This window comes from Psychrobacillus sp. FSL K6-2843 (assembly GCF_038626375.1).
Lineage (GTDB): Bacteria > Bacillota > Bacilli > Bacillales_A > Planococcaceae > Psychrobacillus > Psychrobacillus faecigallinarum.
Genome location: NZ_CP152021.1, coordinates 1,571,438 through 1,595,363, shown reverse-complemented (window position 1 = coordinate 1,595,363; position 23,926 = coordinate 1,571,438). Strand labels below are relative to the sequence as shown.

The following is a 23,926-nucleotide window of genomic DNA, read 5'->3' as shown; positions in this document are numbered from 1 at the left end:
ATTTAATTCAAATTGTATTATACTCTTCTTGTTTACCTGACATGATTAAGAGAAAGTGATTAAAAAAGTTTTGATAGTTTAAATCTAGTGCTACGCGATGTTTTCTTTTGTCACTAAAGCTTGTATCCAATATACTTTGTCCTCTTGAAGCAACTTCTAAACGTTTTTCAATTTGTATTGGATGCGAGTAAAATGAAAAAAATTCTGGGTGTGTGAATGCCATAAGGGTCAATACGTCATGTACGGGACTTCCTTTAAGATGAGGGTCTCGCGTCATATAAACCCTGTTATAGAACTTCAAAAGTGGTTTGAGAACTCTGCTTTTATCAAAGTAGTCTATATAATTAATCATTTGTGGCGTTATGATAGCTTTACTAGTTGCGTTTAATGGGAGCAATGTAGTGTTTTGAGCATTAGTAAGAACGATTTCTACAGCTAAAGGATCAGCATGAAAATTAGCCTCTGCGAAAGATGTTACATTTCCAGGAACATAAAATGCGCCACCCATTATATAGTATTCCTTCACTTTTTTCATTAGGCAATTGTTAAGAATAAACAACGTAGCAAGTGAAGTAAGGCGTCCCATATTAACTATTATTAACTCATTTTCATATTTTTCTATTAAATGCTCTATTTCTAAAAATTGACCTACAGAAATTCCTTGAACTTGATTTGGCGTTATGGGACCAAGACCATGCGGACCGTGTATTTCAGGATAGTAAGATGGCTGTTCCCCGGTCAAAGGGAATTCCGCTCCACGAATGATAGGGATATCCTTGGAAAGATTAAAAACTTGAAATAAATACTGACTGTTTATTAACGCTTTTTGTCTGGATACATTACCATAATCTACAACTACACCAATAATTTCAATATTCTTATTTAAATGAGCGTAATATAATGCAATAGAATCATCGATTCCCATATCAGTAAATATTAGTACCTTCTTCATCATTAAAACCCTCCGTATTATTTTTCATTTACTTATATTACGAAGAAAAGAGGGATATGCCACAAACACGATTCAAAAATGCTCAACAGTCATAACTGTGACTGTTGAGCATTTTCTAAAGTAATTCTTCTTAGAGAAGTGAATCGAGAAATTACCATTGCATATTTTTCAAATTCAATACCATTACTTTTTCTCCTTGTACTTCAAGTTCTCCATTAAATTTAAAACCAAACTTTTCATACATTTTAATTGCTACAAGGTTATTTTCATAAACACTTAAATAAATTCGCTCACATGAATATTTATTGGCTAGAAATGAAATGAGTAACTTGAAGTAATAGCGGCCATAGCCTTTTCCTTGATAATGTTCATCGATAAAAAAGCGGTCTAGCCATACTCTCATACCATCTGGGTATTGAAATGGACCATACATCGCAAATCCTATTGGTACATTTTCTTTATATAAACCGACTGGAATAAACCTCGAATCCTCTTTTGCTTCATTTAAGCATTGAACTACCGTTTCAATAAATCCTTCCTGTTCATCTGCTATGTGTAAACCTAAAATTTCTTGCTTATTTGAATCTGTAATGTCACGAATTTCTGTGAACATAATGTCAAAACCCTTCTTTTATATTGCCTTCCCCTTAAACTTAAACTATTTGGTAACCGTATAGTCAAGGAAATTCTTATATTTTCCTCTTAAACAAAAGGTGTCCTGTTGAATTCACAACAAGACACCTGCTAATTTTGTTTTTGTTTTTCTATTAATTGTAAACATATTTTAGTCACCTGCACTTTTTTCTCACCGAAAAATATGCCATCAAATACGTATTCTTCATATGCATTAGACCCTATAACATAGCCATTTTGCTCAGCAGCTTCTTTTAAGCCTGCATAAGTTTCTTCAGCTGTATCACCAATCTGATATCCAATCACATAATAGCCACCTGGTCGTTTATGAATATTGTCCTCTTTTGTATATTCACTCACTTTCATATAGACATGACTATAATGATAAAAATCTTTCTCTAAAATCTGTTGCTTTTGCAAGATTGCGCCTAGAGGGTAGCCCAAATCTAAATGCTTGGATTGTATGTGATGGATAAATTCCGATAATTTTGCAATGAATTTACGTTCACTTAAATTCAGTATATTTTCACTTAACATATAGCGCTCTTCATCAAGGTATTGAATAGTTATACTGACTGAATCTTTTTCAAGCGCCTGCTTTGCAAGATTGATTTTCACTTCGAGCATCTTTTGTAAGTATGTTAGTTGTTTTATTTTGTCCTCAATCTCTACTGATTTATTTTTTAAGACATTAACAGTTTCTTTAGGATTTTTTTGATGTACAAGCTTTTTAATTTCACTAAGTGGAATATCTAATTCCTTAAATAAATTAATTATATGAAATAACTCAAATTGATCATATGAATAGTAACGATAACCGTTATTCAATTTCACCTCAGGCGAAAGTAACCCAATGTCATCATAATGAAATAATGTTTGTTTCTTCACATGACAAAGCTTTGCGAATTCTCCTGTTGTAAATAATCGTTTTATTTCTGAATCGGTGTACATATTGATCCCCTATCTCTATACTTATCTTACTCGTATTAACATGTTTGAAGCTGATTTAAGATATACGAAATACTCTTCTATGATAGCCCTTGTTTATTTTATAAAATTCTCCATTCCTTATAAAGGGTATATTTCACGTAACTATATAAAAAATAAGTACCAAAACTAACATACTTATTATCCAACTAATTAGGTGGATAGACAGCTTCATACGACATTTAAATATTTGTAGAAATAATAGAAACGTATATACACATGAAATAAACCCAAGTATACCTAAGTTCCGGTATTCCTCTATTTTTGCATGATTAAAAAACCATCCAAACAAAAGAAATGTTATACAAAAATAATATAAAACACTTTCTATTAACTTTAATTTTATGGAACTTTCATTCTTAGTAGAATTCATTTATATCCTCCATCATACCCTAAAAACATATTTGAAATACTAGCTTTTATATAAAAAACACTTTTTAAAAATAACTTAAACCTCTGTTACATAGCTATTTTCCAAACTCTACAAATAGATTTTATTAAATTAAACCCTGGATTAAAAGTGTATAAACTTTCTCTTTAAGCTAAGGTATTTCTAAATACGCTTATAAATTTGAGTATTATATCCTGGTTAAATGCTTCTTCATTCAGTTTTGCGCCAGAGTAAGAACACCTTTTTACTTAGCCATTGTTTATCGCTACGGGCTTTGTGATTCTCGTTAGTTTTTTAGCCATTCCATGTCATTAACTACTCCTGCCATTTAAAATGTCATCTCGCCTAATTATCGTACTTGTCAAACTATCTTTGTATTAAAACCAAACTCCATGATGGTACTACCTTCGTGAGCTCTCGATTCTCAAACAAATCATTTTCTTATTTTCTCACTCAAATATCATCTTATTTAATATTAATTAAAATAAAAACCTTGAAAGGCATTTAGCCAATCAAGGTTATGAATTCATTTAAGTTATTTAAACTTTTCTCTTCAAGCAATCTTTTGTTATATAAATTTCATTTAGCTGTTACTATCTCTTTCTTCTATTAATTCTAAAAATAAATCTTGCAATTCTCCCTCTGTATCAATAGAGTCAAGCAGTAATTTAGGTTCTAACGAACAATCGTTTAAAGTTGAGCTTCCATCAATTACTCCTAGCATGTTTGAAATAGTATCAATCATAGTTTGTTCAATTATATTCATTAGTATATCTTTATTTTCGTCTGTTAAACTATCGTAAAAACCAATAGCTTTTTTCCAATAATCATCTGTTTTAGAAGTAACATTCGTTGTTACATACAAGTCTTTGTATAGTTGAAGGTTTTCATTAACGATAGACTCATAAAGTGATTTAATAAAAATATCATTCATTTTATTTCCTCATTTCCGGATACATTTTTTTGTTTAATTCAATAAGTTCTTTTAAAGCAGAATTCGGTATGTCATCATAGACTCTTCTAAGTTCGCTAATATCTCTTGCCAATAACTGTCTAGGATTATCTATTCCTTTTGTACTTCTTGAAACTATTCCATTAGGCTCTTTAATGGTGTGCCCCACCTTTGGAACATTAATTGCAGGTCCAGTATTTAAATCATAATTATCTACTAATTTCTTCATTGCTGCCTTCTGTCCTGCATGATGGGCATCAAGTCCTTCTACTCCTTTAATATCTTTATATGCTCCAACTTGATATTTATCCGTACCCTTACCATCAATCTTTTCTATCTTTTTCCCATCTTTGAAGCCATTATTACTCTTATAATACATAATACATACGAAACTAAACAGCCAATCGCCGGTTCAATACCGTCAATTGGCTGCATAATAGAGTGTTTTATGTTTTATTACGGCCCCGAAAAGGATAGTCAGTGTCGAATAGGTTCTATACTCAGCACCGTACTAGTTGACCCTAATTTTTCCATTAGTTTTTTCGCCTTACCATATGGAAATCTTTCTACTAATATAAATGGAGGATTTTTTGAACCCTTAAGCAAATCTCCTGTTGAAATCTCAATTCCTAATACGTTCTTTATTTTTATTAAATCTTTTAAGCCTTCATTTGGAGGTTTTACTAACAAAATATTACAAGTATTAGGAATCTCAATACTTGTTTTCTGTACTATTTCATTTAAACAACCACTATTCACCCATTTGTTAAAATCCGAGGTAACTAAATTAGCATGGCTTGGGTTCATATCCCCAGAATCAATAACTAATACCTCTTTTTCATCCGCATCTTGAAGCATTAGAAAAACATTTCCTCCACCATCGTCACCGATAGCAATAAACCCACTTGCATACTCATCTACTTCCCAAGTTTCATTTCTTTCCACTATATCTTCCGTACCATAAATAACCAACCCACCACCTATTGAAAACCCATTTGTATATCTTAATAAATCCTTGTATACATTCGGTAATTCTAATTTTAATAGATTTTCTACTTCTTGTATTTCAATATCACTTGCTGCTGTATTTTTTGCCAAGTCTGAAACCTTGGATAAATTAATCATTTGACAAATCCTCCTAAACTATCAAAATATTTGTATGCGTCTCCCATTGCTTTACGGGCAGTTTTTGGATCAACTCCTGCCTCAATCATTTCCCTATAGCTCTCATTAAATTCATAACGTATATCTGTATTAAAGCCCTCAGTTTTTCTCCGTTTCCTCTGCATAGAAGAAATTATTGCATGGGATTGGCCCGAGCTTGAAGGGAGAAGTATTGCGGAAGCTTTCTTTTCGTTATAATCAAATCCTCCCTCTCTAGCCCATCTATTCGCCCATTCATTTTGTATTGGATGGTGAGACTGTATTCGATTATCTGAAGCAATATTTTTATTTCCTGTTGCGCGATTAACCCCAGGACTTAAATAGCCATGTTCATCAACATCTCCCTTTAGATATCCCCCTGGCCTTTTAGCATTATCCGTACCCTTACTTTTCTATCTTCTTCCCATCTTTGAAGCCATCATTAATCTTATCTATTATTTTAAGTGGTTTGACAACTGTAAATAACGCTGCCTCCGCAATGGGCCCTGGTGAAGGGTTCTCTACCATGGTGACGATGTCTCCTACTAAAAATTCATCTATCACTGTTATTGCGGGGAATATATCTTCTTCAGATTGAAGGGAACTTGGAAAAGTGCATTTAAGAAAGAAGGAGTGTTAGAAAACGCTTAAGAAAAATCGTTTTCCAACACTCCCATGTTAAGATTACTATATTTCATTAATTATTTTTACTTCAAAGAGATGTTTCAATTGAACTGTTACTGGAACATACATATAGTAATCTTGATCGTTATCCATTTCTAATCTTACTAATTTCACATCCTGTCTGTGCCAGTCATTAGGTATTTCATCTAAATAATCTTCTACTTCTTCTTTATAATCAAGCTGTAAAATGTATCCTTGATTCACGAGGGCAAAAACGATTAATGTACCAAGTAAATCTTTTTTGTTCTTATCCCGAACAAATTCTTCTTCCTCAAACCAAATATCTTTCAGATTATATTTAATCCAAAATTCTGCAGAGGAAATATTGTTATAGTCATTGATTATTTGTTTGACAATTTGATGATAGTTTTTAGGTATAATTTGTTCTAAATTACGATTAGTTTCAATCCCGAAAGGATAATCTTCTTCTATTAGTGACTCTTCATCTTTTCCTACCTGTTTTAACGGCCCAATATTAAATACAATGTCCTTTTTGTAATGAGCTAAGTCGTACGGATAATGGTTATTTGCTTTTAGTGGACTGTCATCTAACTCCAGAATTTTCGCTAGGGCTGCAGTTTCAAAACTCCAAAAGCCAAGATAACCTGGCTCTTTATGCGAGTTCTTCCAACCATAACTATAGTGTCCTTGAAACCATTCTTTTTCGATATATTTTTCTAGTCTAGTAGATGCTACTACTTTATTTCTGAAACCTAGCTCAATAATTTCTAATGACTTAGCATAAGGGTTTTTCAATTCAAATTGTGTAGATTTTATCTTTCGCTCAATTTTATATGAATATAACAAGAAATCCAATAGAACATCGTCTACCTGTTCACCATCTGCAATCTTTGCTAACCTATCTATGTTTTCTTTGTCAGTTTCCAGGAGTATTCCTAAAGCAACCATCCAAATAAAATTAATATAACGCACTTTTTTATATCCAATATACTCTAGTAGTATTAGTGATTCTAGATAATCTTCTTCTAAATCAGCACATGCTCTTCCTAATGAGTACTTGGCCCGTATCAATTCAGTATATATCTGAAACAATGAAGATCTTGTATTAAATATAATTTGTTCGTTATCCAATGGGTATTTTTGAACATTTTTTTGTATATCTTGTTTTAATTCTTCTATTTTGATATTTTTTTCTTTAATTACTTTCTCTTTAAAGTCAATTGTTTCCTTTAAATATTCTAAATTACATAGCAAATCCCTCATTAAATTCCACCTCGTATTGTGTTTTCAATTATGGCCAAGTTCCTACAATTTTTTCTTCTGAATCCAAACGAAATGTAATTGTCTCTCCTTTTGAATTAACTTTGGATAAAACTCTTTCAATTTGACCATTTTCTAATGCATCCGAAATTTCTGTAGCTAATTTATCATCTCCATTAACCGCTTTTAATATTCTGCTTTTTCCCGAACCAATACCTAACAACCAATCATTCGACATCTGGTGACCATCTAGTTTGATTGTTCCTAATTGTGAAGTACCAAATTTTGCTTCGTCAATAACATACTTTACAACACTTAGTTGACTAAGGATTAATAAATTACATTATTTCTATATTGATATAATGCGTTTTGAAACTTTGATATTAGTATTCCAGTTGTTATTCTATCAGGTAGATTCTTAATTTCATTTATATCCATATTTTATTTCCCTTTCACTAGAATATGAAGCTAATTTAAAGACTGATTTTTTGTCCATGTTCCGTCTGATTTTAACTGTTTATTTCCGATTTTTATCTGTGCAGTCCATCTTGAACCTGATGCTGATCCTGGATAATTTTATGAAGAGGTATAATACATTAAATAGATTATACGGTTTATAAGTGTAGTATGTACTTTATAAATTGTTAAAACATTATATATGGTCTACAAGTATTATCACTTTTCCTCTGAATAAATCGGAGTTATACGGCACTGGGTAGCTAGCCTCACAAAAAAAGAAACCTTGAAAAAATGGCACTGACTATTCTTTTGAGACAGGAATAAAACACCCTATTATGCAGCCAATTGACGGTATTGAACCGGCGATTGGCTGTTTAGTTTCGTTTGAATACGGATATTGTTATAATAAGTAATGAATTCTTCGACGATCTGTATCACACGTGCGTTCGTTGTGCGATAGATATCGTCGAGGTAGAACGTTTCAGACTTTAGCGTGGAATGAAACGTTTCGATTGGGGAATTATCAGCTGGCGTGCCTTTGCGGGACATGCTCATGGTAATTCCTTTTTCTTTGACTGCTTTTTGATAAGCATAGGATGTATAAACCGAACCTTGGTCACTATGCAGAATACACCCTTCGGGTAGCTCAGGCAATTGGTTAAGCGTGTCCAACACGAAATCGGTGTCTTGTTTAAAACCGATAGTTTGGGCCACAATCTCACCATTGTAGACATCAAGAATACTAGAAAGATACATCATTGATTGGCCATAAGGCAAGTACGTAATATCCGTGACTAGTTTCTCCAAGGGTTTAGATGCTGTAAAATCACGTGCCAATAAATTCGGTGCGACGTAAGCCGGCTGCCCGGTACGCTTCCGTTTCTTCATCTTCACTTTACACTGCCAACCATATTTTTGCTTGATACGCTGCACGGTCTTATCACAAACACCTGGATACAAAGCTGAAATTTTTCGGTAACCATATCGGAACTTATGTTGTTTGCACAAGTCGCCAATCTGCTGATCTCGAATTTCTTTTGGAGTTAGTTGATCCGCAGCCTTTCTCCAACGATAATAGGACGAGCGACCTACATCTAGATGCCGACAGATCTCACCTACTGGCATAACATCCTTTAATTCTTCGACTAATTGGATTACTACTTTTGGCGCCACTCCCTTTCCAATTCCTTGTATTTTTTTAAGACTTCAATCTGCTGTTTCAAATACCGATTCTCTGCCTGTAGTTTAGCTGTCTCACTGTCGTATTCCGGCCCTTTTCCAAAGGCATATTGTTTATCAACTGGCTGTTTAAGGCGATGCATTTCTCCATTTCGATACCAATGAATCCATCTCTTTAGTTGCGTTTTGTTCCGAATATTTAATTTTTCCACAACTTCTTTTACCGGTACTTTAGCCAATCGCATTTCAATTGCCTTCATTTTCACTTCTATCGGATAACTGACTCTTGTCCCCATAGATAAAAACACCTCCGCATTGAATTTAGGTATTGTATACCCGTTTTTCAACGAAAGGTGCTTTTATTTGTCTCAATTCTTTAGGTCAGTGCAAATAATGCCATTCAAGGTTTTAACCATTTACTCAACAGTGCTATTTATCTTTTCTGTCCACAATTCTATTATCTTCACTAGCTCATTTGTTTCAATTATACATTCATCTTCCTCCTCACTAAAGTTATCTAGTATTTTTGTTATATCTTGATTAATCTCTAATGTACAATTATTACCTGTACATTCCTCATAATTTGACTCGCCTCTTAAAACTTTGTTTATTAATTTTAACCATGGCTGACTGTTGCTTTGAACATCGCCCATTAGAAGTATTGCTACTGCGGAAATAGCATGTGGAACCTCCACTTCAATACTTCTTTCATATTCCTTAAATGTAATTTCATATTTCATATTTGTACACTTCCTTAATATATAGGGTAAGCAGTTTTAATTTTACCTTCAGGGTCTAACCTCATCTGAATTTTCATACCGTTAGGTAAAATGCCTTCATATAAATTATCTTTTAACACTTGTCTATTACTGTAAGCCTGTTTTATCGCATCCGCAACTTGTACCCTATTCCAATCAGCTGGAAAAAATGTAGAAGGAACTTTTTTATTTTTCCCTTCAATTTCAATTATTGCTCGGTATACTCCATATTTATTAGGAGGGTCAGTTACCTCAACTATTTTGCCCCCCATCATACTTTCATGATGATAACCTACCGCTTTACTTTTTTTGTTTATTTCACCATGAAACACATGATTAAACGACCCATTAGAAAAAATATTATCTTTATCTGTACCCTTACCATCAACCTTTTCTATCTTTTTCCCATCTTTGAAGCCATCATTAATCTTATCTATTATTTTAAGTGGTTTGACAACTGTAAATAACGCTGCCTCCGCAATGGGTCCAGGTGAAGGGTTCTCTACCATGGTGATGATGTCTCCTACTAAAAATTCATCCATCACTTTAATTGCGGGGAATATATCTTCTAACGTTTTGGAATCGCCGAGCTGATCTTCCGGAATGCTGTTGACATATTTATACTCGTAGGCTCCTGTCTTCCCATAGTATTGACGTAAGATCCTGCCATCCGGTAATGTATAGTATTTACCTTGGATGGTGCTCACTTCTGGGAAGCTAACGTACTCGTCAAAGACTTGTTTTTCATCGACTGCTTTACTGATGAGTGTTTCAGCCTCTGTAGCACTAACCAACTGTTCCACGGAAGGAATTAAGTTATTCTTCAAATGACTTAAATTAAATTGATTCCCGGTACTCATCCTATTCAGTGCAGGACCTATAAAGACATTTGGACTGGAAATCTGCCCACCAAGTCCAAACGAGATGGGAGACACCCCTTCGAGATAAGTTTGAAGCATACTGGAAAGTTCTTCGGTTAAAGCGTATTTTTTTAGCTTTGGAAGAACAGATTCTCGAGTTGCAAGTTCCCATACCAGTCTTTTCCTTGATGGGTTCACCCTCCACTGAGGCGACTGAAAATGGACATCGGTTAGACCGCTTTGATACATTCCTTCTATATCCGTTAGCCATGTGTCCATCGTCTGGATATCTTGTTCCACAGGATTTAATGATACTGTCTGAGAGTAATCGAACTCATTCAACTGTTGAACGGTGTCATCCCGCTTCTTTTTGGAAGTAATGACACCCTCTTGGACAGCACTGTCATCGAGATGCGGCAAGGACACGATATCACTGACACTATCCATTATACTGTTAGCCTCATTCGTGAGGGCTTCCGTCAGGTTACCGATAAGTGTTAGACCCTGCTCCAGCTCTCCCTCTAGAAATTCTTGCATTATGTATCCAGCCGAATCTGGCTCCAGTGATTGTAGTGCAGACTCTATTTGTTCAAGTGTCTGGCCATAGGTGTCTGAAAACAGCTGGAAGAATTGTAGAAAGGGCAGGTGACATTCTGCATAGAAGTCGCGTATAGCATAGCCTCCCTCTCCCTTTAACAGTTCGTCCATTTCAACTAAGCCGCTTACTGTTCTTTCTATATTCTCTGTCTCGGTTCTCAGGCGCTCGAGCATAGCCATATTTCGTTTTAGCCCATCTTGAAGTAAGTCTACGTCTAATATTTTCATAGGCAAGCACTCCACATAGTGGGCACAAGGAAGGATTGCCTGTTTTCTTTATTATACAATATTCCCCTACTACTAGACATACTTTCTCCTCCTCTAGTAACCTTTCGTTAGTTATAATATTCCATTTATTACAAAGAAACGTAAAGAGTTAAATTGCCTTTTCTCTTAAAATAATTCAGAAGGAGCATTAGTTTTCTGTACATTTAAATCTTTTGTATTAATCTCACACAAGTCTTTATACTTATTTTTTTGTATAAAAACCTATTCCGATAGCTTAAATAAATACATATGCGCTTAGTTCTTTACAAAGAAAAAAAGAGCAAACAGATCATCTGTTTACTCACTTGCACTCAATTTTTTAAAAGTTATATTCATTAAATTTGCAGCAAAAGTTCATCTGCACTGTAAAACTCTACACAGTTTCTACCTTTATGCTTGGCAGCATATAACGCTTGATCGGCTTCTCTTATTAATTGTTGAATGGAGTAACTTTCCTCTCCTACTTCCAAAAGTGCATGGGATACCCCAAAACTTGATGTCACTTGAATTTCCACTTTATTAAAAGTCGTTAAACTTTCTGCAACTGCTTGTCGAATTATATTCGCTCTATTAGTCGCCTCCATTAATGTAGTTTCAGGCATACAAATAATGAACTCCTCTCCACCATAACGACCCATATAGTCTACAGAACGTAATTTTTCCTTTACTATACTTGTGACTCTAGTCAAGACTATATCCCCAGCCTCGTGTCCATATGTGTCATTTACCCTTTTAAAATAATCAATGTCAAACATTACAATAGATATATTCCCTCCATCCAACATTAAATCATCAAATAGCATTTCAGATTTTTTCATAAAGAATGTTCGATTCAACACCTGTGTTAGGCCATCTAGGCTTGCTAATTGTTTTAGTTTCGCTTCCATTTGCACTTTTTCCGTAACATTCATAAAGGTAATAATCTTACCAACCTGTACTCCATTTTTATTCTTCACTTCTGTAAAATTAATCCGAAAGTGAATAGCTCGATCCTCTAGTAAGCTAGTATAATCGAACTCTAATTCCTCATCTAATTTTCCTTTTAGTATAGGGTCATCGATGACATCTGCTATCGATTTACCGATATGATGGTTACTCAACTGAGGAATTAAAAATAATGCAGCCTTATTGTAGTCAACTATCACCTTATTTTGATTTAAAACAATTACTCCTTCCTTTAAACTTTCAAATACACTTTCCCTAGCAATCGGAGCGACATTGAACATTTGTAAGGATATAAGAGCCACGCCATGAAAAATAAAAGCGATACTCAAAGAAATAGGACCAAGATCAATACCTTTGCTCCAGTCGTTTAAATAAAAATAATTCGCTATGATTGGGGTAATAAAACCTGCAACCATCAATAAGATTTGCATACGAAACAAAGACAAAGATTTACGGTATTCTCGTAGTAATACGAAGACAGATAGAGTTAAGCATACAAATAGGAAAACGGCGTGAATATAAAACCAAGGCCCCCATTCTAGCTTTAACAATGGGAAGGGTCCTTCATTATTAATGTTCATAGATTTATAATAAAGATGATGAAGGTCATTCGTTTGCATCATAAATATAGTAGTGATGGGAATGATGAAAAGAGCATAGTTCCATGTTTTTATTTTGCGTCCTACATACTCTAAACACATAAAAAGAACATATACAGGTATGAAAGGCATGGCAAGATATTCTACACCAAGCCAAAACTTCATTTCCTTTAAAGAGGTGCTTGCTAATTCGAAGGCATAGGCAAATGTGAAAATCGATGACAGTAATGTAACTAAAATATACGGCTTTACTCCTGGAGCATCCTTAGCTTTGACTCGTATATATAAACTAAGAAACAAACTTATTGCCCCTGCCATTATTACTACCAGAATGTGTGTCAAGAAATTTTCTCCGTTCCAATTTATCTTTTGTACATATATTATATAGTAGATTATTGTCCAATGACTAGAGACTGTTTTGCTATTTTTTTCCACCATTGTGAAGGGAAAACCACTTTTTTTTCATTAAGATGAGCTCTTTACTCATTAATAAATCCCTATCTGTCTTAACGCTTAAAACCGATAAGAAAGATAGGGATTATTTTCTGCTATAAAACTTACGAAAAAATATGTTATGAAATAGAATATTTTTGAATGATTTGATTGAATAATTGTTGTAACTCTTCTTTATCTAATCCTATTACACATGCTTCTGCTAAAAGAAATTCCAGATTAGAAGTGATATGATACAGTTTACTTTCTTTTGGAGGACTTGATTTTCCAGTGAAAACAAAAGCTTTAGATTTAGGCTTCACTTCTATCAAACCTTTATTCTGAAGTTCTTTGTAGCTTTTATGAACGGTATGTAGGTTAATATTTGCTTGTATTGCCAAGTCTCTAATAGATGGTAATCGATCGCCATTTTTCAAATTTCCTTTAGCCATTTCTAATATGAGTCGCTGAGCAAGCTGTTGATAAAGAGGAATCTTGCTGCTTGGGTCTAAAGTTACATTCATTTCTCCCCTTCCTTTCATATTTAAAATTTAGAGCGCATTACCTTTATAAATGTCAATATTGTAATTGCTACTGTTAAGATTGCAATGGTAATCGCCACTATCCATTGAGAAACATTGAACACGAGTAGACAGACATGACAGATGGCAATAAAAATTAATATTGGAGAACCAGATACTAGGCTGATTAAAACATTAGGATTCGATTTTACAGCTTCTGATGGTGTTTTCCAGTTTACTAATGGATGTCGCATATCATGAATAGGAGACAGTAAGTTATAACAAATGATTAAGACTAATGTAATAAATAATAGCAACAGGCTGAGAATATCGGTTCTTCCAAACAACAGGTAAATAATATAGCTGATTACAACGGAAGCGATACTTATAAACGAGGAAGTTGCAACTTTTGAAAGAAAAACCTTTCGGCGATCTAAAGGAAGTACAATACTAAAAGCATAATTCTTTCCCTCTCTCGAATATGGCGTACCACTAATATTGTCCACACAGCTTACAAACAAAATCATATATCCAAATATATAAAGTTCTTTGTCGATTAGCCACTCCGTCTTCAATAAATCCATCTGAGCTACAATGAGAAAGATAAAGGTGAATAGTGGAGGTAAAATCAAACTTAAAATCACTTGCAATTTAAAATATGGCTCTGATTGAATAATCCACCACTCTCTTTGTAAGTAATATGACCAAATATTTTCCGTTTTGTATATCTTAACCTTAGGCATATTTTCTACACTATTTTCTAGCAACCCATTTTTGTAATAGTTAACTGCTGTATTCTTTACTGTAGAGATGAAAAAGAGCACGCAGATTACCATTAGACTACTGACTATAACGAGAAAATCTATCATGCTAACTTTGGATAAGAGTGGAGTTACTATAACTTTTATAAGTGGCTCTTGAATTGAAAAACTATAGTACATTTTAAGCGAACTTGATAAAGTAGTGATTATGTCGGACATAGATGAGAATTGAAGACTCACTATATCAGTATTTATTATTTCAAAGAAATACATAATTGGGCTTACTCCAATTAGTACGACTAATAATGTATTTGTCACGAAGTACAATAAGGAACTTGAGTATAGTCTTCTAAAGCGGTTCGAAATAGACAATATAAATAAAATAAATAATGCTGTCATTACATTTATAAGAGTTAGAATAATCACCGCTCGGACAATTTCCCATATCTCATATTTATAAAACAATAAAAAATAAATTGGTATTTGTAACGTTCCAACTATAATTATAGGAAAAGCAAGCCCACTTATAATTTTTGCTTTAACTATTTGTTTTGGTGAAATAGGAAGACTAGATAAGATATTAAAATCACGCTGATTAAATACAACTGAAACGGCAAAATAAGCTGTCAATAGATAAGTTAATGCCATGGAAATAAATAGATTGAAAAACAAATATTCTTTAGAAGTTCCTAAAAAGTAAATCATTATATTAACCCCTAGGTACTGTGAAGCTAAATAAAATATAGCTATGATTAACATAATATATATAGGTAGCTGCTGGGGCTTTGAATAGCTCGAAGCAATAAAAAATCTCACTAGTTGAAAATTAAGAATAAGTTCCCATTGGTTTATAAATACTCTTTTGCATTTCAAATGACTTTATATAGTAATCTAACTTTTCTTCATCTAATTTTTCATAGAGCTTTAAAACAAAATGTATCCAATCGTATGCAGAAATATTTTTAAAGACATGAATTGTATCCGGAATAAAATAAAACTGCTTTTTAAATATTGTTTCATGAGTTTTCGGTATATTATTTATCACTATATTTCCACCGTCTTGCACTTCCAACCCCGTGATACAATGTAATGTAGTTGTCTTCCCAGCACCATTAGCACCAACAAATCCTAAAATTTCTCCTTTTTTCACTTGTAAATCTACGCCTTTTAAAACTTCCTGTTTACCAAACTTTTTGGTTAAATTTAGAATAGTTAGCACTTACGCCTACCTTCCTTCACTGTTGTACTCTCCTGAATTTATTAAAACTTCTTTTTGGCAATCCAGTTGTGCATTATAGTCATCATTACAAAAATGATGAGGAGTGTTGCTATAATATCAATTGTCCAACTAGCATCCAGATTACCTGTTATAAGAATGCTTGTAGCTCGAAGACTCATACTTGCCGGATTAAAAGTATCTATTATTGGGTGTAAACCTGCACATAAACGGCTTATTAAAAGAAAAACAATACTTATCAATGCGATAAACGCAGGGCTAGTAAAAAATGTACTCATCATGACTACAAATGTAATGACAAATAACACCCAAATACTATATAGAACTAACGCTAAAATCATTTGCGAAATAGGAATCGGCGTAAATAAGTAAGCAGTATAACCGTAGGACACGGTGTAACCAATTGCAATACAAAGAACTGCCAACAAATAATGGGTGAATATTTTACTTCCTATATAAGAGGAAATAGAAACTGGTCTCGTCAAAATAAATGCCAGCATTCCATTTGCTTTCTCAGATTGAATCACACTCATTACAGCAACTACCAGAACAATGATCCCTAACTGATCAAACTGTGAGTTAAGTGTCGAAGCAAGTACTTCACTACCCATAGGTTTTGTCATTGTAGGGTCAATAATAATGCCCTCCACTCCACCAAGGGTTTCTAAAATAAGTGGCAAATAATACATCATAATCGGCTGAGTAAGCCCTAACAGGACAAAAACTATTGGTAGCCATATAATTTTATATTCGCTAATCATTTGATTGATTTCCTTTTTACTTAATGCTATAAACGTATTCATACATCCACCACCAATGATAAAAAGATTTCTTCAAGACTCTCTTTCATCCCTATCTCAAATTTTGTAAAACAAACTTTTTCATCCAAACCAAATTGTAATAATTGAGAAGCATTTACTTCTGGTTCATTTACGAATATTTTAAACCCGTCTTCATAGCTGACTATCTTCTTAACATAAGGCAACTGGTCAACTTTTTGTAACCATTTAAAATTTTCTTTTGGAATAGCTATGTATATAGCGCTTTCCTGATTTCGATTTAGTAAATCTGATTTTGTTGCATCTTCAATTTTCTGACCGTTTTTTATGACAACAAATCGTTCACAGATTTCTTCTGCATCTCCCAGGATATGTGTGGATAATAATATTGTCGTATCCTTTTTTATTTCTTTCATCAAATTCAAAACTTCTCTTCTCCCTATTGGGTCGAGTGCAGATACAGGTTCGTCCATGATTATTATTGTTGGCTTATGTAGGAGGGCTTGTGCAATACCTAACCGCTGCTTCATTCCACCTGAAAATATCTCTACCTTAGTTTGAGACTCATTTGCTAGTCCTACCTTTTCTAAAATAAGAGGAATATCTTGTTGCAATATGTTTTTAGCAATACCTGATAATGTCCCCATAAATAGTAAGGTTTCATAAGCAGTCATCCATGAGAAAAAATTAGGATACTGCGGTAAATAACCGATCTGATTTTTTTTCGTAGAGATTTTTTTTCCATCTAGCAAAATATTACCTTCATCAGCATTTAGAATATCTGCAATGATTTGTATTAGGGTAGATTTACCAGCACCGTTTGGACCGATTAGACCTACACATTCGTTTGAATCCATCTCCATTGAAAAATGATGAACAGCTGTTTTATGTTTAAACCTTTTAGTAATATTATTTATTTCTAATCGCATGTTCATTTACGTCCCTTCTGCCAATCACAAAATATAAAATAGGTCCAATAGTATTAAAGAAGATTATTAACAATGTCCAAAGAAACACATTTTGTCTCGTGGATCTATGACGATATAAATCAATTAAGGCAATCATTATTAATAAAAGTGTTACAAGAAAAAAAGGAATTATAATTGGCAAAAAGAATCCCCAATCAATTTCTGAAATTTCATTTACTCCAAAGTGTAATTGCATGATTTTTTCACTCCATTCTGTTATCATTATCGATAACGATAACAGAAGAATTAACCAAACTCAATAACTTTTTTCACTGTACATTTCTAAATTTTTGTTTTATATTTTTTGATAATGTTCTCTGTTATAGGAATGAAACTCTCTAAATATTGATAACATCACATCTATCTTGTAGGAGGAACTAATTATGCGTAACAAAGTAGAGGTAATAATGCACCCCGTGAGAATGAAAATATTACAAGCTCTAATGAAAAATAAAGAAGAAGGCGTAAGCACATTAGAAATGATTGCCATTATTAAAGATGTGCCACAAGCAACCTTATATCGCCATATTCAAATTTTATTGGATGAAAGTATCATAAAAATCGTCAAGGAAAGGAAGGTAAGATCCGTCATTGAAAAATTTTATGCTCTTAATGAAGAAGAGGCAGCAGGTATAAATGACGAGGATTGGAAGAGCCTTACAAAGGAACAAAAATTAAATTATATTTCCAACTATCAATTGGTTTTACTATCCCAATATCAAAATTATTTAACTTTACTAGAGGATAAGGAAAACGTTGAAGATACAGCAACATTCTCATTAATAGAATTGGCCTTATCTGATGAGCAATTTACGCTTTTCCAAAATGAACTAAACCATCTAATGATAAAATATTATAAAATGAGCAACTCAAACGAGAAAACAAACAATAAAACCGTTGCAGTTAACATAATTCCTAAGCTTTAGATTTAAGCGATACCTGCATGAGGGATTGCACATGCTTCAAGGGACGCTCAGGAAAATGCAGACGCCAGTGAGATAGCAGAGCATCGGCTGTCCCTTCGCCCATTTGAGCATTATTGAAAGTAAGTGCTCAGGTTCCTGATGACTTATTTTGTAAAAATATAACACAAAACCATCATTTTAACTTTTTTAGATTTCCCCCCTCTTTCCGTGGTATCCTTTATAGAGAAGGATGGAGAAACGTTGCTACTCTTTACGGACAAAAAAAGGGGGAAAAGATATTACAAAAGCAGATGTGTTACGTACCTACGAGGAGGCGCTTATCCTGTCTTCTACGGAGCGCTGGTTAATCATCGGGGGAGCATTTATCGTACTAGCATTAATATTGATGTGGTTCTTGTTTCGGAAGATCAGTCTGTTTGCCTTCGTCGGGGTGTTCTTTATAACCCTTCTTGCTACCGTTTTTGGCGGATTCTACCTATGTGTCATCGTGGACTCCTATGAGGAGGAACATATCACAGAGTGGGAGGAACAGGTAGAAGAGTACTATATCCTTACATTGCCACTGGTGACCCTAAAGATTGATGAGTACAAGGAAATTAACTCCATGCGTGCTGAGATGGTATCCTTCACCGACCCTCCGCGCAAGCTGTATTCCTATCAGCTGAGCGGTGGGGACATTCCAGATGGGGAAAAGCTTCGTCTTAATGTGGAGCGTGTGCGTGTCGAAGGATTGACCGAACCGTATATAACTTATCAGTACCTGGAGGAAGCCATTGCGCCTGAAGGGACGCTTCACTTCCTAGAAGGCTATTACAACGTGAAGCTGTATATACTGAAAGAGGATTGAACAAACACCCCCTATGTGGGGTGTTTTGTCTTCCGAGAAAGCAAATCTTTAGGATGACTATGCCAACAAGTTAATCATATCGGGGATGATTCAAGAGGTTTCCTTATTTGTTTCGACTGTTGCTTAGTCATAAATGCAAATTTCATGTTGAATAAGATAAGTTATAAATAAAATTATAACAACTTATACATGGACATTGATGAGGATGTATAGCCCATTTTTTCATAAAGTCTTTGTGCATTTTTATTGTTACCAAATACACTTAATCCAATTGAATCCATTCCAAGCTCTTTTACTCTTTCTTGTAGTTCCTCTATTGCTTTAGTTGCGTAACCAAGTTGCCTATAGGCTTCTATTATGAAAATATGATAAAGGTATGCTCGATTAATTTCCTTGTTTATATCAAACCAAAGAATCCCTACCTGCTTATTTATATGAGAGTCGTGAATATTGTATAAAAATTGTCCCTCTGTAGATAATCCATTCGGGAATAATTCCTTCATCATTATTTCAGATTCTTCCACTGCTTTATCCATAGGGAGATTATAGTTGCTTGAAATGTCTTTAGCATAATCAGGTATCATAAAATCTAGATATTGTTTAAATTCATGATCTTTCATTTCGATAAGCTTAATCATATTGGTGCTCCTTTGATAAATGTATTGATATATCATTTATAAATAATTTCCTTACGAAAATCTTTATTCGTTTGAGTATAAATAGATTTTTCACAATAACTTGTTATATTCGGGAGCAGTAAAACTTCTAAGACTACTAAATATAACTCAAATAACAGCCTTCATCATCCCATGAGTTCTCCGATATATTCGCAAATAAAAACTGATCCAATTCAATTCTGTGTACTGAGTACATATTTATCACCTATTAAAATGATATTCAACACCTGGTTGATAAGTTTATGTACAATAGTTTGTTGGAAGTTACTTTAGTTTATTATTCATTTATTACCTTAATTTTTTTTGCGATTTTCTTTTCATCGATTTCTTCTACCCACAATTCCACTTCTTGTCCATGTTTTAAATCGGTGATACTATTGGTTTCCCCTATCACATAAGTATCCTTAGAAAAAAATATTACAGGAGTATAATGTTCGTATTCAGGGTTAACTTTAAGAGGGTATAAGGTAAATTGATTACCTTCTAAACCTCTTATTACTCCGTGGTAATCTGCTCTGTAAAAAAAGAAAACTATTAACATAATTACAATCATCAGGCTGGATAAAATGATCCAATATATTCTTTTCATTTTAATTTCACTTCCAGAATTAGATTTATAGTTTCGATTATCGAATTAAAACAAAAAAATCAAATTATCAACTCTAGAAAATGCTATTTCTTGATTTCTTGCTTTTTCATATAAGCATATAAATGCCCGTCATATCTCCTAGTTGTGAAAATCCATTATAAGGTTTAAATGTCATTTTTTATTTTAACATAAAAAATTACTTTTCAATAAGGAGAATAGTGTTAAGGTTTGTTCCTCTTACTTGTTCCAGACTTTCTTCAAATTCATCAAGGGAAGCTTCTACCACAAATTGCCCTAAGTATTCTTCTTGGACCTCCTTTGTGAATAAGGGTATCATTCTCTGGTTTTGATCCTCGTGTACAGAATCTAAAAGTATTATTCCAACTACTTCTTGGGGATATTTACTTGCATATAATCTTACATTAATTCCTCCGAATGAATGACCAACCATTATATATGGTGGTTTAATATCTAACTTACGAAGAAGACATCTTAAATTTTCTATAATTTGAAAACTGTGTTTGGGTTTATTACTTTTCTCACTTTTGCCTATGCCATCTCTGTCATACATAAAAACGTTAGCAAACTTAGAGACTTTATGCTTTATCGGAAGCCAATTATTACTATCCCATCCATACCCAGACTCGAATACAATCGTGAGATTATCATTAGAACCTTTGATAGATTCACAATAAAACTCCACTTCATTTACATTAATTTTTTGGCAAAGCTGATAGGTAGTCATTAAACCTCTCCAATCTTTAATTACTTTCTATTCAATCTCTTATTGCATAAACTTAAAAAGACGCCTGTTACAATAATACAGGCGTCTTCGATCTATTCTCTTTGATAAAGTAAATTATCTATAATGTACTGGTAACAATTATCTGGAAGAAGATATCTTGGCTCCCCACCCATTGCAAACTCATCTCTTATATAGGAAGAGCTGATTTCCATTGCTAGGCCTTTGTCTATGAGATGAAAGCCTTCATCGTTGTTTCTTAAGATAGGTGATTTGCTGATTACCTTTAGCATATCGATTCCATCTCTTGCCATTACGATAAATTTGTTTTCCTTCACTAGATCTTCACCTCTTTGCCATTTACCAGCGCCTATGTCTACCAGTAAATCAGCTCCCATTATGAAGAACACTTCATCATTTGGATACTTTTCTTTGAAATGCTTCATCGTTTCATAAGTATTTGCATTCCAAGCTTCCTGGTTCATCTCATAGTCATCCGCTTCAAAATTTTCGTTATTTTCGATAGCAAGTAATATCATATTCCAACGATGACTATCTGCAACATTCATCTCTTTGTCCCTTCTCTTATGCGAGCAAGGTAAAAAGACTACTTTATCCAAACGACACCTGCGTCCCACTGTACTCGCCGTCCATAAATGGACATTCGTGATGGGATCAAAGGATGAACCATAGATTCCAATCCTAGCCATATTGTTTCCTCCTGTAAATCTATTTTTTTTGTTTCATCATTTTATGAGTCTTCTCTTTAATCTCCGCAATTCGAGTCATTTTGTTATCCCAACATTTTTGACTCAAATCAACTGGATATTCTTCCGGGTTAAGTGGGCGCTTATATTCATCCCAAAGCAGCTCCAAGTTTTCGATAACATTTTCTCGAATTTCTTGAATGGAAGGAAGATCGTAAACAAGAATTCCATTTTGAAAGATCGTATGATGCAATTCCCTTGCTTCGAAATTGGTAACAAATTTGCTGATAAATGTATGGACCGGATGGAACATCTTTAATCTTTCCTCGTTTTGAGGTTCCTCTGTTTCCAATGCGATATAGTCACCTTCTGATTTTCCATTGTTTCGATTAATGATTCGGTAAACCTTTTTGAGGCCAGGGGTCGAAACCTTTTCTGGGTTCGCACTAATTTTGATAGTGTCCACCATCTCCCCATCTTTTCCTTCTATAGAAACAAGCTTATAAACAGCCCCTAATGCAGGCTGGTCGAAAGCAGTGATTAGCTTTGTTCCAATTCCCCATGTATCTATTTTTGCACCTTGTGCTTTGAGGTTCATAATGGTTTCCTCGTCTAAATCATTAGAGGCAGATATCTTTGTGTTTTTGAACCCAGCTTCGTCCAGCATCTTCCTTGCTTCTTTTGATAAATAGGCCAAGTCGCCACTGTCTAACCGAATACCCTTAAAATTAATCTTGTCCCCCTGCTCTTTTGCTACTCGGATAGCATTCGGCACACCCGACTTCAATGTATCGTACGTATCGACTAAAAATACACAGTCCTTATGACTCTCGGCATACTTGGTGAACGCTAAATATTCATCAATATAAGCCTGAACCAATGAATGAGCGTGGGTACCGGCAATAGGGATCCCAAACAGTTTTCCAGCTCTGACATTAGATGTCCCATTGAAACCTGCAATATAAGCAGCTCTTGTGCCCCAGATAGCCGCATCCATCTCTTGAGCACGACGTGTACCAAATTCTAAAGTTGTATCATCTCCAACTACTTGTTTGATTCGTGCTGCCTTAGTTGCAATAAGCGTTTGAAAATTGATGATGTTTAAAATAGGAGTTTCAATCAGCTGAGCTTCTGCCAGTGGAGCCTCTATGCGCAAAATTGGTTCATTCGGAAAAACCAGCTCTCCTTCTTTTAGACTTCTCAAAGTACCAGTGAATCGAAGACCTTTTAAGTAATTCAAGTATTCCTCTTCATAGCCCTGTTCTCTTAAATAATCGATATCAGTATCAGAAAAATGGAAGTTGTTTATATATTGGATTACTCGCTCTAGACCGGCAAAAATAGCATAGCCGTTACCAAAGGGAAGCTTTCGAAAATAAACTTCGAACACAGATTTTTGATTGTGAAATCCATCTTTCCAATACGTTTGTGCCATATTTATTTGATAAAGGTCCGTATGAAGTGCCAAGCTATCGTCGTTATATAACCTTTCCATTTAACAAAACCTCCTATTTTTAAATTCGATTAAATAATTTCCGCTCCTAAAGAGCCTTGGAAATGCCCTAATGCCCAGTCATGTCCCACTTGGTTGAAGCTAGCAACTGCCTCCTTGTGGATGACAATCTTAAAGCCTTTGTTGTAAGCGTCCATAGCAGTATGAAGCACACAAATATCGGTACATACTCCTACTAAATGAACTTCAGTAATTCCTCTTTCGCGTAGTTTTATTTCTAAATCTGTCCCAGCGAAAGCAGAGTATCTTGTTTTGTCCATCCAATACACTTGGTTACTACTTTTATGCTTTTCATATACCTCTTGCAGTCCACCGTATAATTTACGACCCTCTGTTCCTTCTAAATTGTGGGCAGGAAATAATTTGGTTTCTGGGTGATAGGGATCTCCCTGCTTGTGTAGATCAATCGCAAACACTACGTAATGATTTTCCTGAAGAAAAGATTCTGTTAGGCGTATAATTTCTTGCTCAATTTCTTGCCCTGGTTTACCACATGTTAAAGCTCCATCCATTGCAACAAAATCATTTGTGTAATCAATGTTAATAAGTGCTTTCATTTTAACTTCCTCCTAATTAATGTTATTGACAAACAAAATGTTA

Annotated in this window: 28 protein-coding genes; 2 read left to right on the top strand and 26 right to left on the bottom strand. The window is 34.1% G+C overall.

Annotation, left to right across the window (positions count from 1 at the left end):
* Positions 1–7: 7 nt before the first annotated feature.
* From MKY94_RS07815 to MKY94_RS07720, 20 genes are all read right to left on the bottom strand, one after another.
* Positions 8–955: a nucleoside hydrolase gene (locus MKY94_RS07815; protein ID WP_154311033.1), complete on the bottom strand. Its 948-nt coding sequence runs from the start codon at positions 953–955 to the stop codon at positions 8–10.
* Between the two features lie 148 nt (positions 956–1,103).
* Positions 1,104–1,565 (bottom strand): GNAT family N-acetyltransferase, encoded by a 462-nt coding sequence (locus tag MKY94_RS07810; RefSeq protein WP_154311034.1) that lies wholly within the window; start codon positions 1,563–1,565, stop codon positions 1,104–1,106.
* Positions 1,566–1,696: 131 nt separating this feature from the next.
* Positions 1,697–2,536: a MerR family transcriptional regulator gene (locus tag MKY94_RS07805; protein ID WP_154311035.1), complete on the bottom strand. Its 840-nt coding sequence runs from the start codon at positions 2,534–2,536 to the stop codon at positions 1,697–1,699.
* Between the two features lie 1,010 nt (positions 2,537–3,546).
* Complete coding sequence (locus MKY94_RS07800) at positions 3,547–3,897, bottom strand: transposase (protein WP_154311036.1); 351 nt, start codon at positions 3,895–3,897, stop codon at positions 3,547–3,549.
* Between the two features lies 1 nt (position 3,898).
* Positions 3,899–4,294: a hypothetical protein gene (locus MKY94_RS07795; RefSeq protein ID WP_229654102.1), complete on the bottom strand. Its 396-nt coding sequence runs from the start codon at positions 4,292–4,294 to the stop codon at positions 3,899–3,901.
* Positions 4,295–4,392: 98 nt separating this feature from the next.
* Positions 4,393–5,040, bottom strand: coding sequence for an SMI1/KNR4 family protein (locus tag MKY94_RS07790; RefSeq protein WP_191696330.1), 648 nt, complete (start codon positions 5,038–5,040; stop codon positions 4,393–4,395).
* Positions 5,037–5,324, bottom strand: a complete 288-nt coding sequence (locus tag MKY94_RS07785) for a hypothetical protein (RefSeq protein WP_229654128.1) — start codon at positions 5,322–5,324, stop codon at positions 5,037–5,039. The genes MKY94_RS07790 and MKY94_RS07785 overlap by 4 nt, the downstream gene beginning before the upstream one ends.
* A gap of 139 nt (positions 5,325–5,463) precedes the next feature.
* Positions 5,464–5,622: a hypothetical protein gene (locus MKY94_RS07780; RefSeq protein WP_229654103.1), complete on the bottom strand. Its 159-nt coding sequence runs from the start codon at positions 5,620–5,622 to the stop codon at positions 5,464–5,466.
* A 123-nt stretch (positions 5,623–5,745) separates the two neighbouring features.
* Positions 5,746–6,966 carry a PoNe immunity protein domain-containing protein gene (locus tag MKY94_RS07775; protein ID WP_154311038.1) on the bottom strand — a complete coding sequence of 407 codons (1,221 nt, stop codon included), beginning with the start codon at positions 6,964–6,966 and terminating at the stop codon, positions 5,746–5,748.
* Positions 6,967–6,994: 28 nt separating this feature from the next.
* The gene (locus tag MKY94_RS07770) at positions 6,995–7,201 is read right to left on the bottom strand and encodes a hypothetical protein (RefSeq protein WP_342578360.1); all 207 of its coding nucleotides are present in this window, start codon (positions 7,199–7,201) and stop codon (positions 6,995–6,997) included.
* Positions 7,202–7,755: 554 nt separating this feature from the next.
* Positions 7,756–8,897, bottom strand: a protein-coding gene (locus MKY94_RS07765) for an IS3 family transposase (RefSeq protein WP_229654104.1) whose coding sequence is annotated in 2 segments (ribosomal slippage) — positions 7,756–8,627 and positions 8,627–8,897 — 1,143 coding nt in all. Because the reading frame shifts where the segments join, the coding sequence is not laid out codon by codon here.
* Positions 8,898–9,017: 120 nt separating this feature from the next.
* Positions 9,018–9,341, bottom strand: coding sequence for a hypothetical protein (locus tag MKY94_RS07760; protein ID WP_144538182.1), 324 nt, complete (start codon positions 9,339–9,341; stop codon positions 9,018–9,020).
* 14 nt (positions 9,342–9,355) lie between these two features.
* Positions 9,356–11,044 carry a T7SS effector LXG polymorphic toxin gene (locus MKY94_RS07755; RefSeq protein WP_342578358.1) on the bottom strand — a complete coding sequence of 563 codons (1,689 nt, stop codon included), beginning with the start codon at positions 11,042–11,044 and terminating at the stop codon, positions 9,356–9,358.
* 374 nt (positions 11,045–11,418) lie between these two features.
* Positions 11,419–12,969, bottom strand: a complete 1,551-nt coding sequence (locus tag MKY94_RS07750) for a histidine kinase N-terminal 7TM domain-containing protein (protein WP_229654105.1) — start codon at positions 12,967–12,969, stop codon at positions 11,419–11,421.
* 230 nt (positions 12,970–13,199) lie between these two features.
* Positions 13,200–13,583: a GntR family transcriptional regulator gene (locus tag MKY94_RS07745; protein WP_154311042.1), complete on the bottom strand. Its 384-nt coding sequence runs from the start codon at positions 13,581–13,583 to the stop codon at positions 13,200–13,202.
* Positions 13,584–13,603: 20 nt separating this feature from the next.
* Positions 13,604–15,046: a hypothetical protein gene (locus MKY94_RS07740; protein WP_342578357.1), complete on the bottom strand. Its 1,443-nt coding sequence runs from the start codon at positions 15,044–15,046 to the stop codon at positions 13,604–13,606.
* A gap of 121 nt (positions 15,047–15,167) precedes the next feature.
* The gene (locus tag MKY94_RS07735) at positions 15,168–15,560 is read right to left on the bottom strand and encodes an ATP-binding cassette domain-containing protein (RefSeq protein ID WP_342578356.1); all 393 of its coding nucleotides are present in this window, start codon (positions 15,558–15,560) and stop codon (positions 15,168–15,170) included.
* A gap of 41 nt (positions 15,561–15,601) precedes the next feature.
* Positions 15,602–16,381, bottom strand: coding sequence for a hypothetical protein (locus tag MKY94_RS07730; RefSeq protein WP_151110396.1), 780 nt, complete (start codon positions 16,379–16,381; stop codon positions 15,602–15,604).
* The gene (locus MKY94_RS07725) at positions 16,378–17,286 is read right to left on the bottom strand and encodes an ABC transporter ATP-binding protein (protein WP_342578663.1); all 909 of its coding nucleotides are present in this window, start codon (positions 17,284–17,286) and stop codon (positions 16,378–16,380) included. The genes MKY94_RS07730 and MKY94_RS07725 overlap by 4 nt, the downstream gene beginning before the upstream one ends.
* Positions 17,267–17,521 carry a PLD nuclease N-terminal domain-containing protein gene (locus tag MKY94_RS07720; RefSeq protein WP_191696341.1) on the bottom strand — a complete coding sequence of 85 codons (255 nt, stop codon included), beginning with the start codon at positions 17,519–17,521 and terminating at the stop codon, positions 17,267–17,269. The genes MKY94_RS07725 and MKY94_RS07720 overlap by 20 nt, the downstream gene beginning before the upstream one ends.
* Before the next feature lie 187 nt (positions 17,522–17,708).
* Between MKY94_RS07720 and MKY94_RS07715 the strand changes: the two genes are divergently transcribed.
* A complete protein-coding gene (locus tag MKY94_RS07715; RefSeq protein ID WP_342578355.1) occupies positions 17,709–18,251 on the top strand; it encodes a helix-turn-helix domain-containing protein in 543 nt (180 codons plus the stop codon).
* Positions 18,252–18,480: 229 nt separating this feature from the next.
* A complete protein-coding gene (locus tag MKY94_RS07710) occupies positions 18,481–19,098 on the top strand; it encodes a hypothetical protein (protein ID WP_342578354.1) in 618 nt (205 codons plus the stop codon).
* Positions 19,099–19,271: 173 nt separating this feature from the next.
* On the opposite strand, the gene MKY94_RS07705 is transcribed toward MKY94_RS07710, so the two are convergent.
* The 6 genes from MKY94_RS07705 to MKY94_RS07680 all read right to left on the bottom strand — a co-directional run bounded on the left by MKY94_RS07705 (position 19,272) and on the right by MKY94_RS07680 (position 23,883).
* Positions 19,272–19,736, bottom strand: coding sequence for a GNAT family N-acetyltransferase (locus MKY94_RS07705; protein WP_342578352.1), 465 nt, complete (start codon positions 19,734–19,736; stop codon positions 19,272–19,274).
* A gap of 316 nt (positions 19,737–20,052) precedes the next feature.
* Complete coding sequence (locus MKY94_RS07700) at positions 20,053–20,328, bottom strand: hypothetical protein (RefSeq protein ID WP_342578351.1); 276 nt, start codon at positions 20,326–20,328, stop codon at positions 20,053–20,055.
* Between the two features lie 232 nt (positions 20,329–20,560).
* Positions 20,561–21,109: an alpha/beta hydrolase gene (locus MKY94_RS07695; protein WP_342578349.1), complete on the bottom strand. Its 549-nt coding sequence runs from the start codon at positions 21,107–21,109 to the stop codon at positions 20,561–20,563.
* 92 nt (positions 21,110–21,201) lie between these two features.
* A complete protein-coding gene (gene nadD, locus MKY94_RS07690; RefSeq protein ID WP_151110406.1) occupies positions 21,202–21,816 on the bottom strand; it encodes a nicotinate (nicotinamide) nucleotide adenylyltransferase in 615 nt (204 codons plus the stop codon).
* A gap of 19 nt (positions 21,817–21,835) precedes the next feature.
* Positions 21,836–23,308, bottom strand: a complete 1,473-nt coding sequence (locus MKY94_RS07685) for a nicotinate phosphoribosyltransferase (protein ID WP_191696342.1) — start codon at positions 23,306–23,308, stop codon at positions 21,836–21,838.
* 29 nt (positions 23,309–23,337) lie between these two features.
* A complete protein-coding gene (locus MKY94_RS07680; RefSeq protein ID WP_144538170.1) occupies positions 23,338–23,883 on the bottom strand; it encodes an isochorismatase family cysteine hydrolase in 546 nt (181 codons plus the stop codon).
* Between the last annotated feature and the right edge of the window lie 43 nt (positions 23,884–23,926).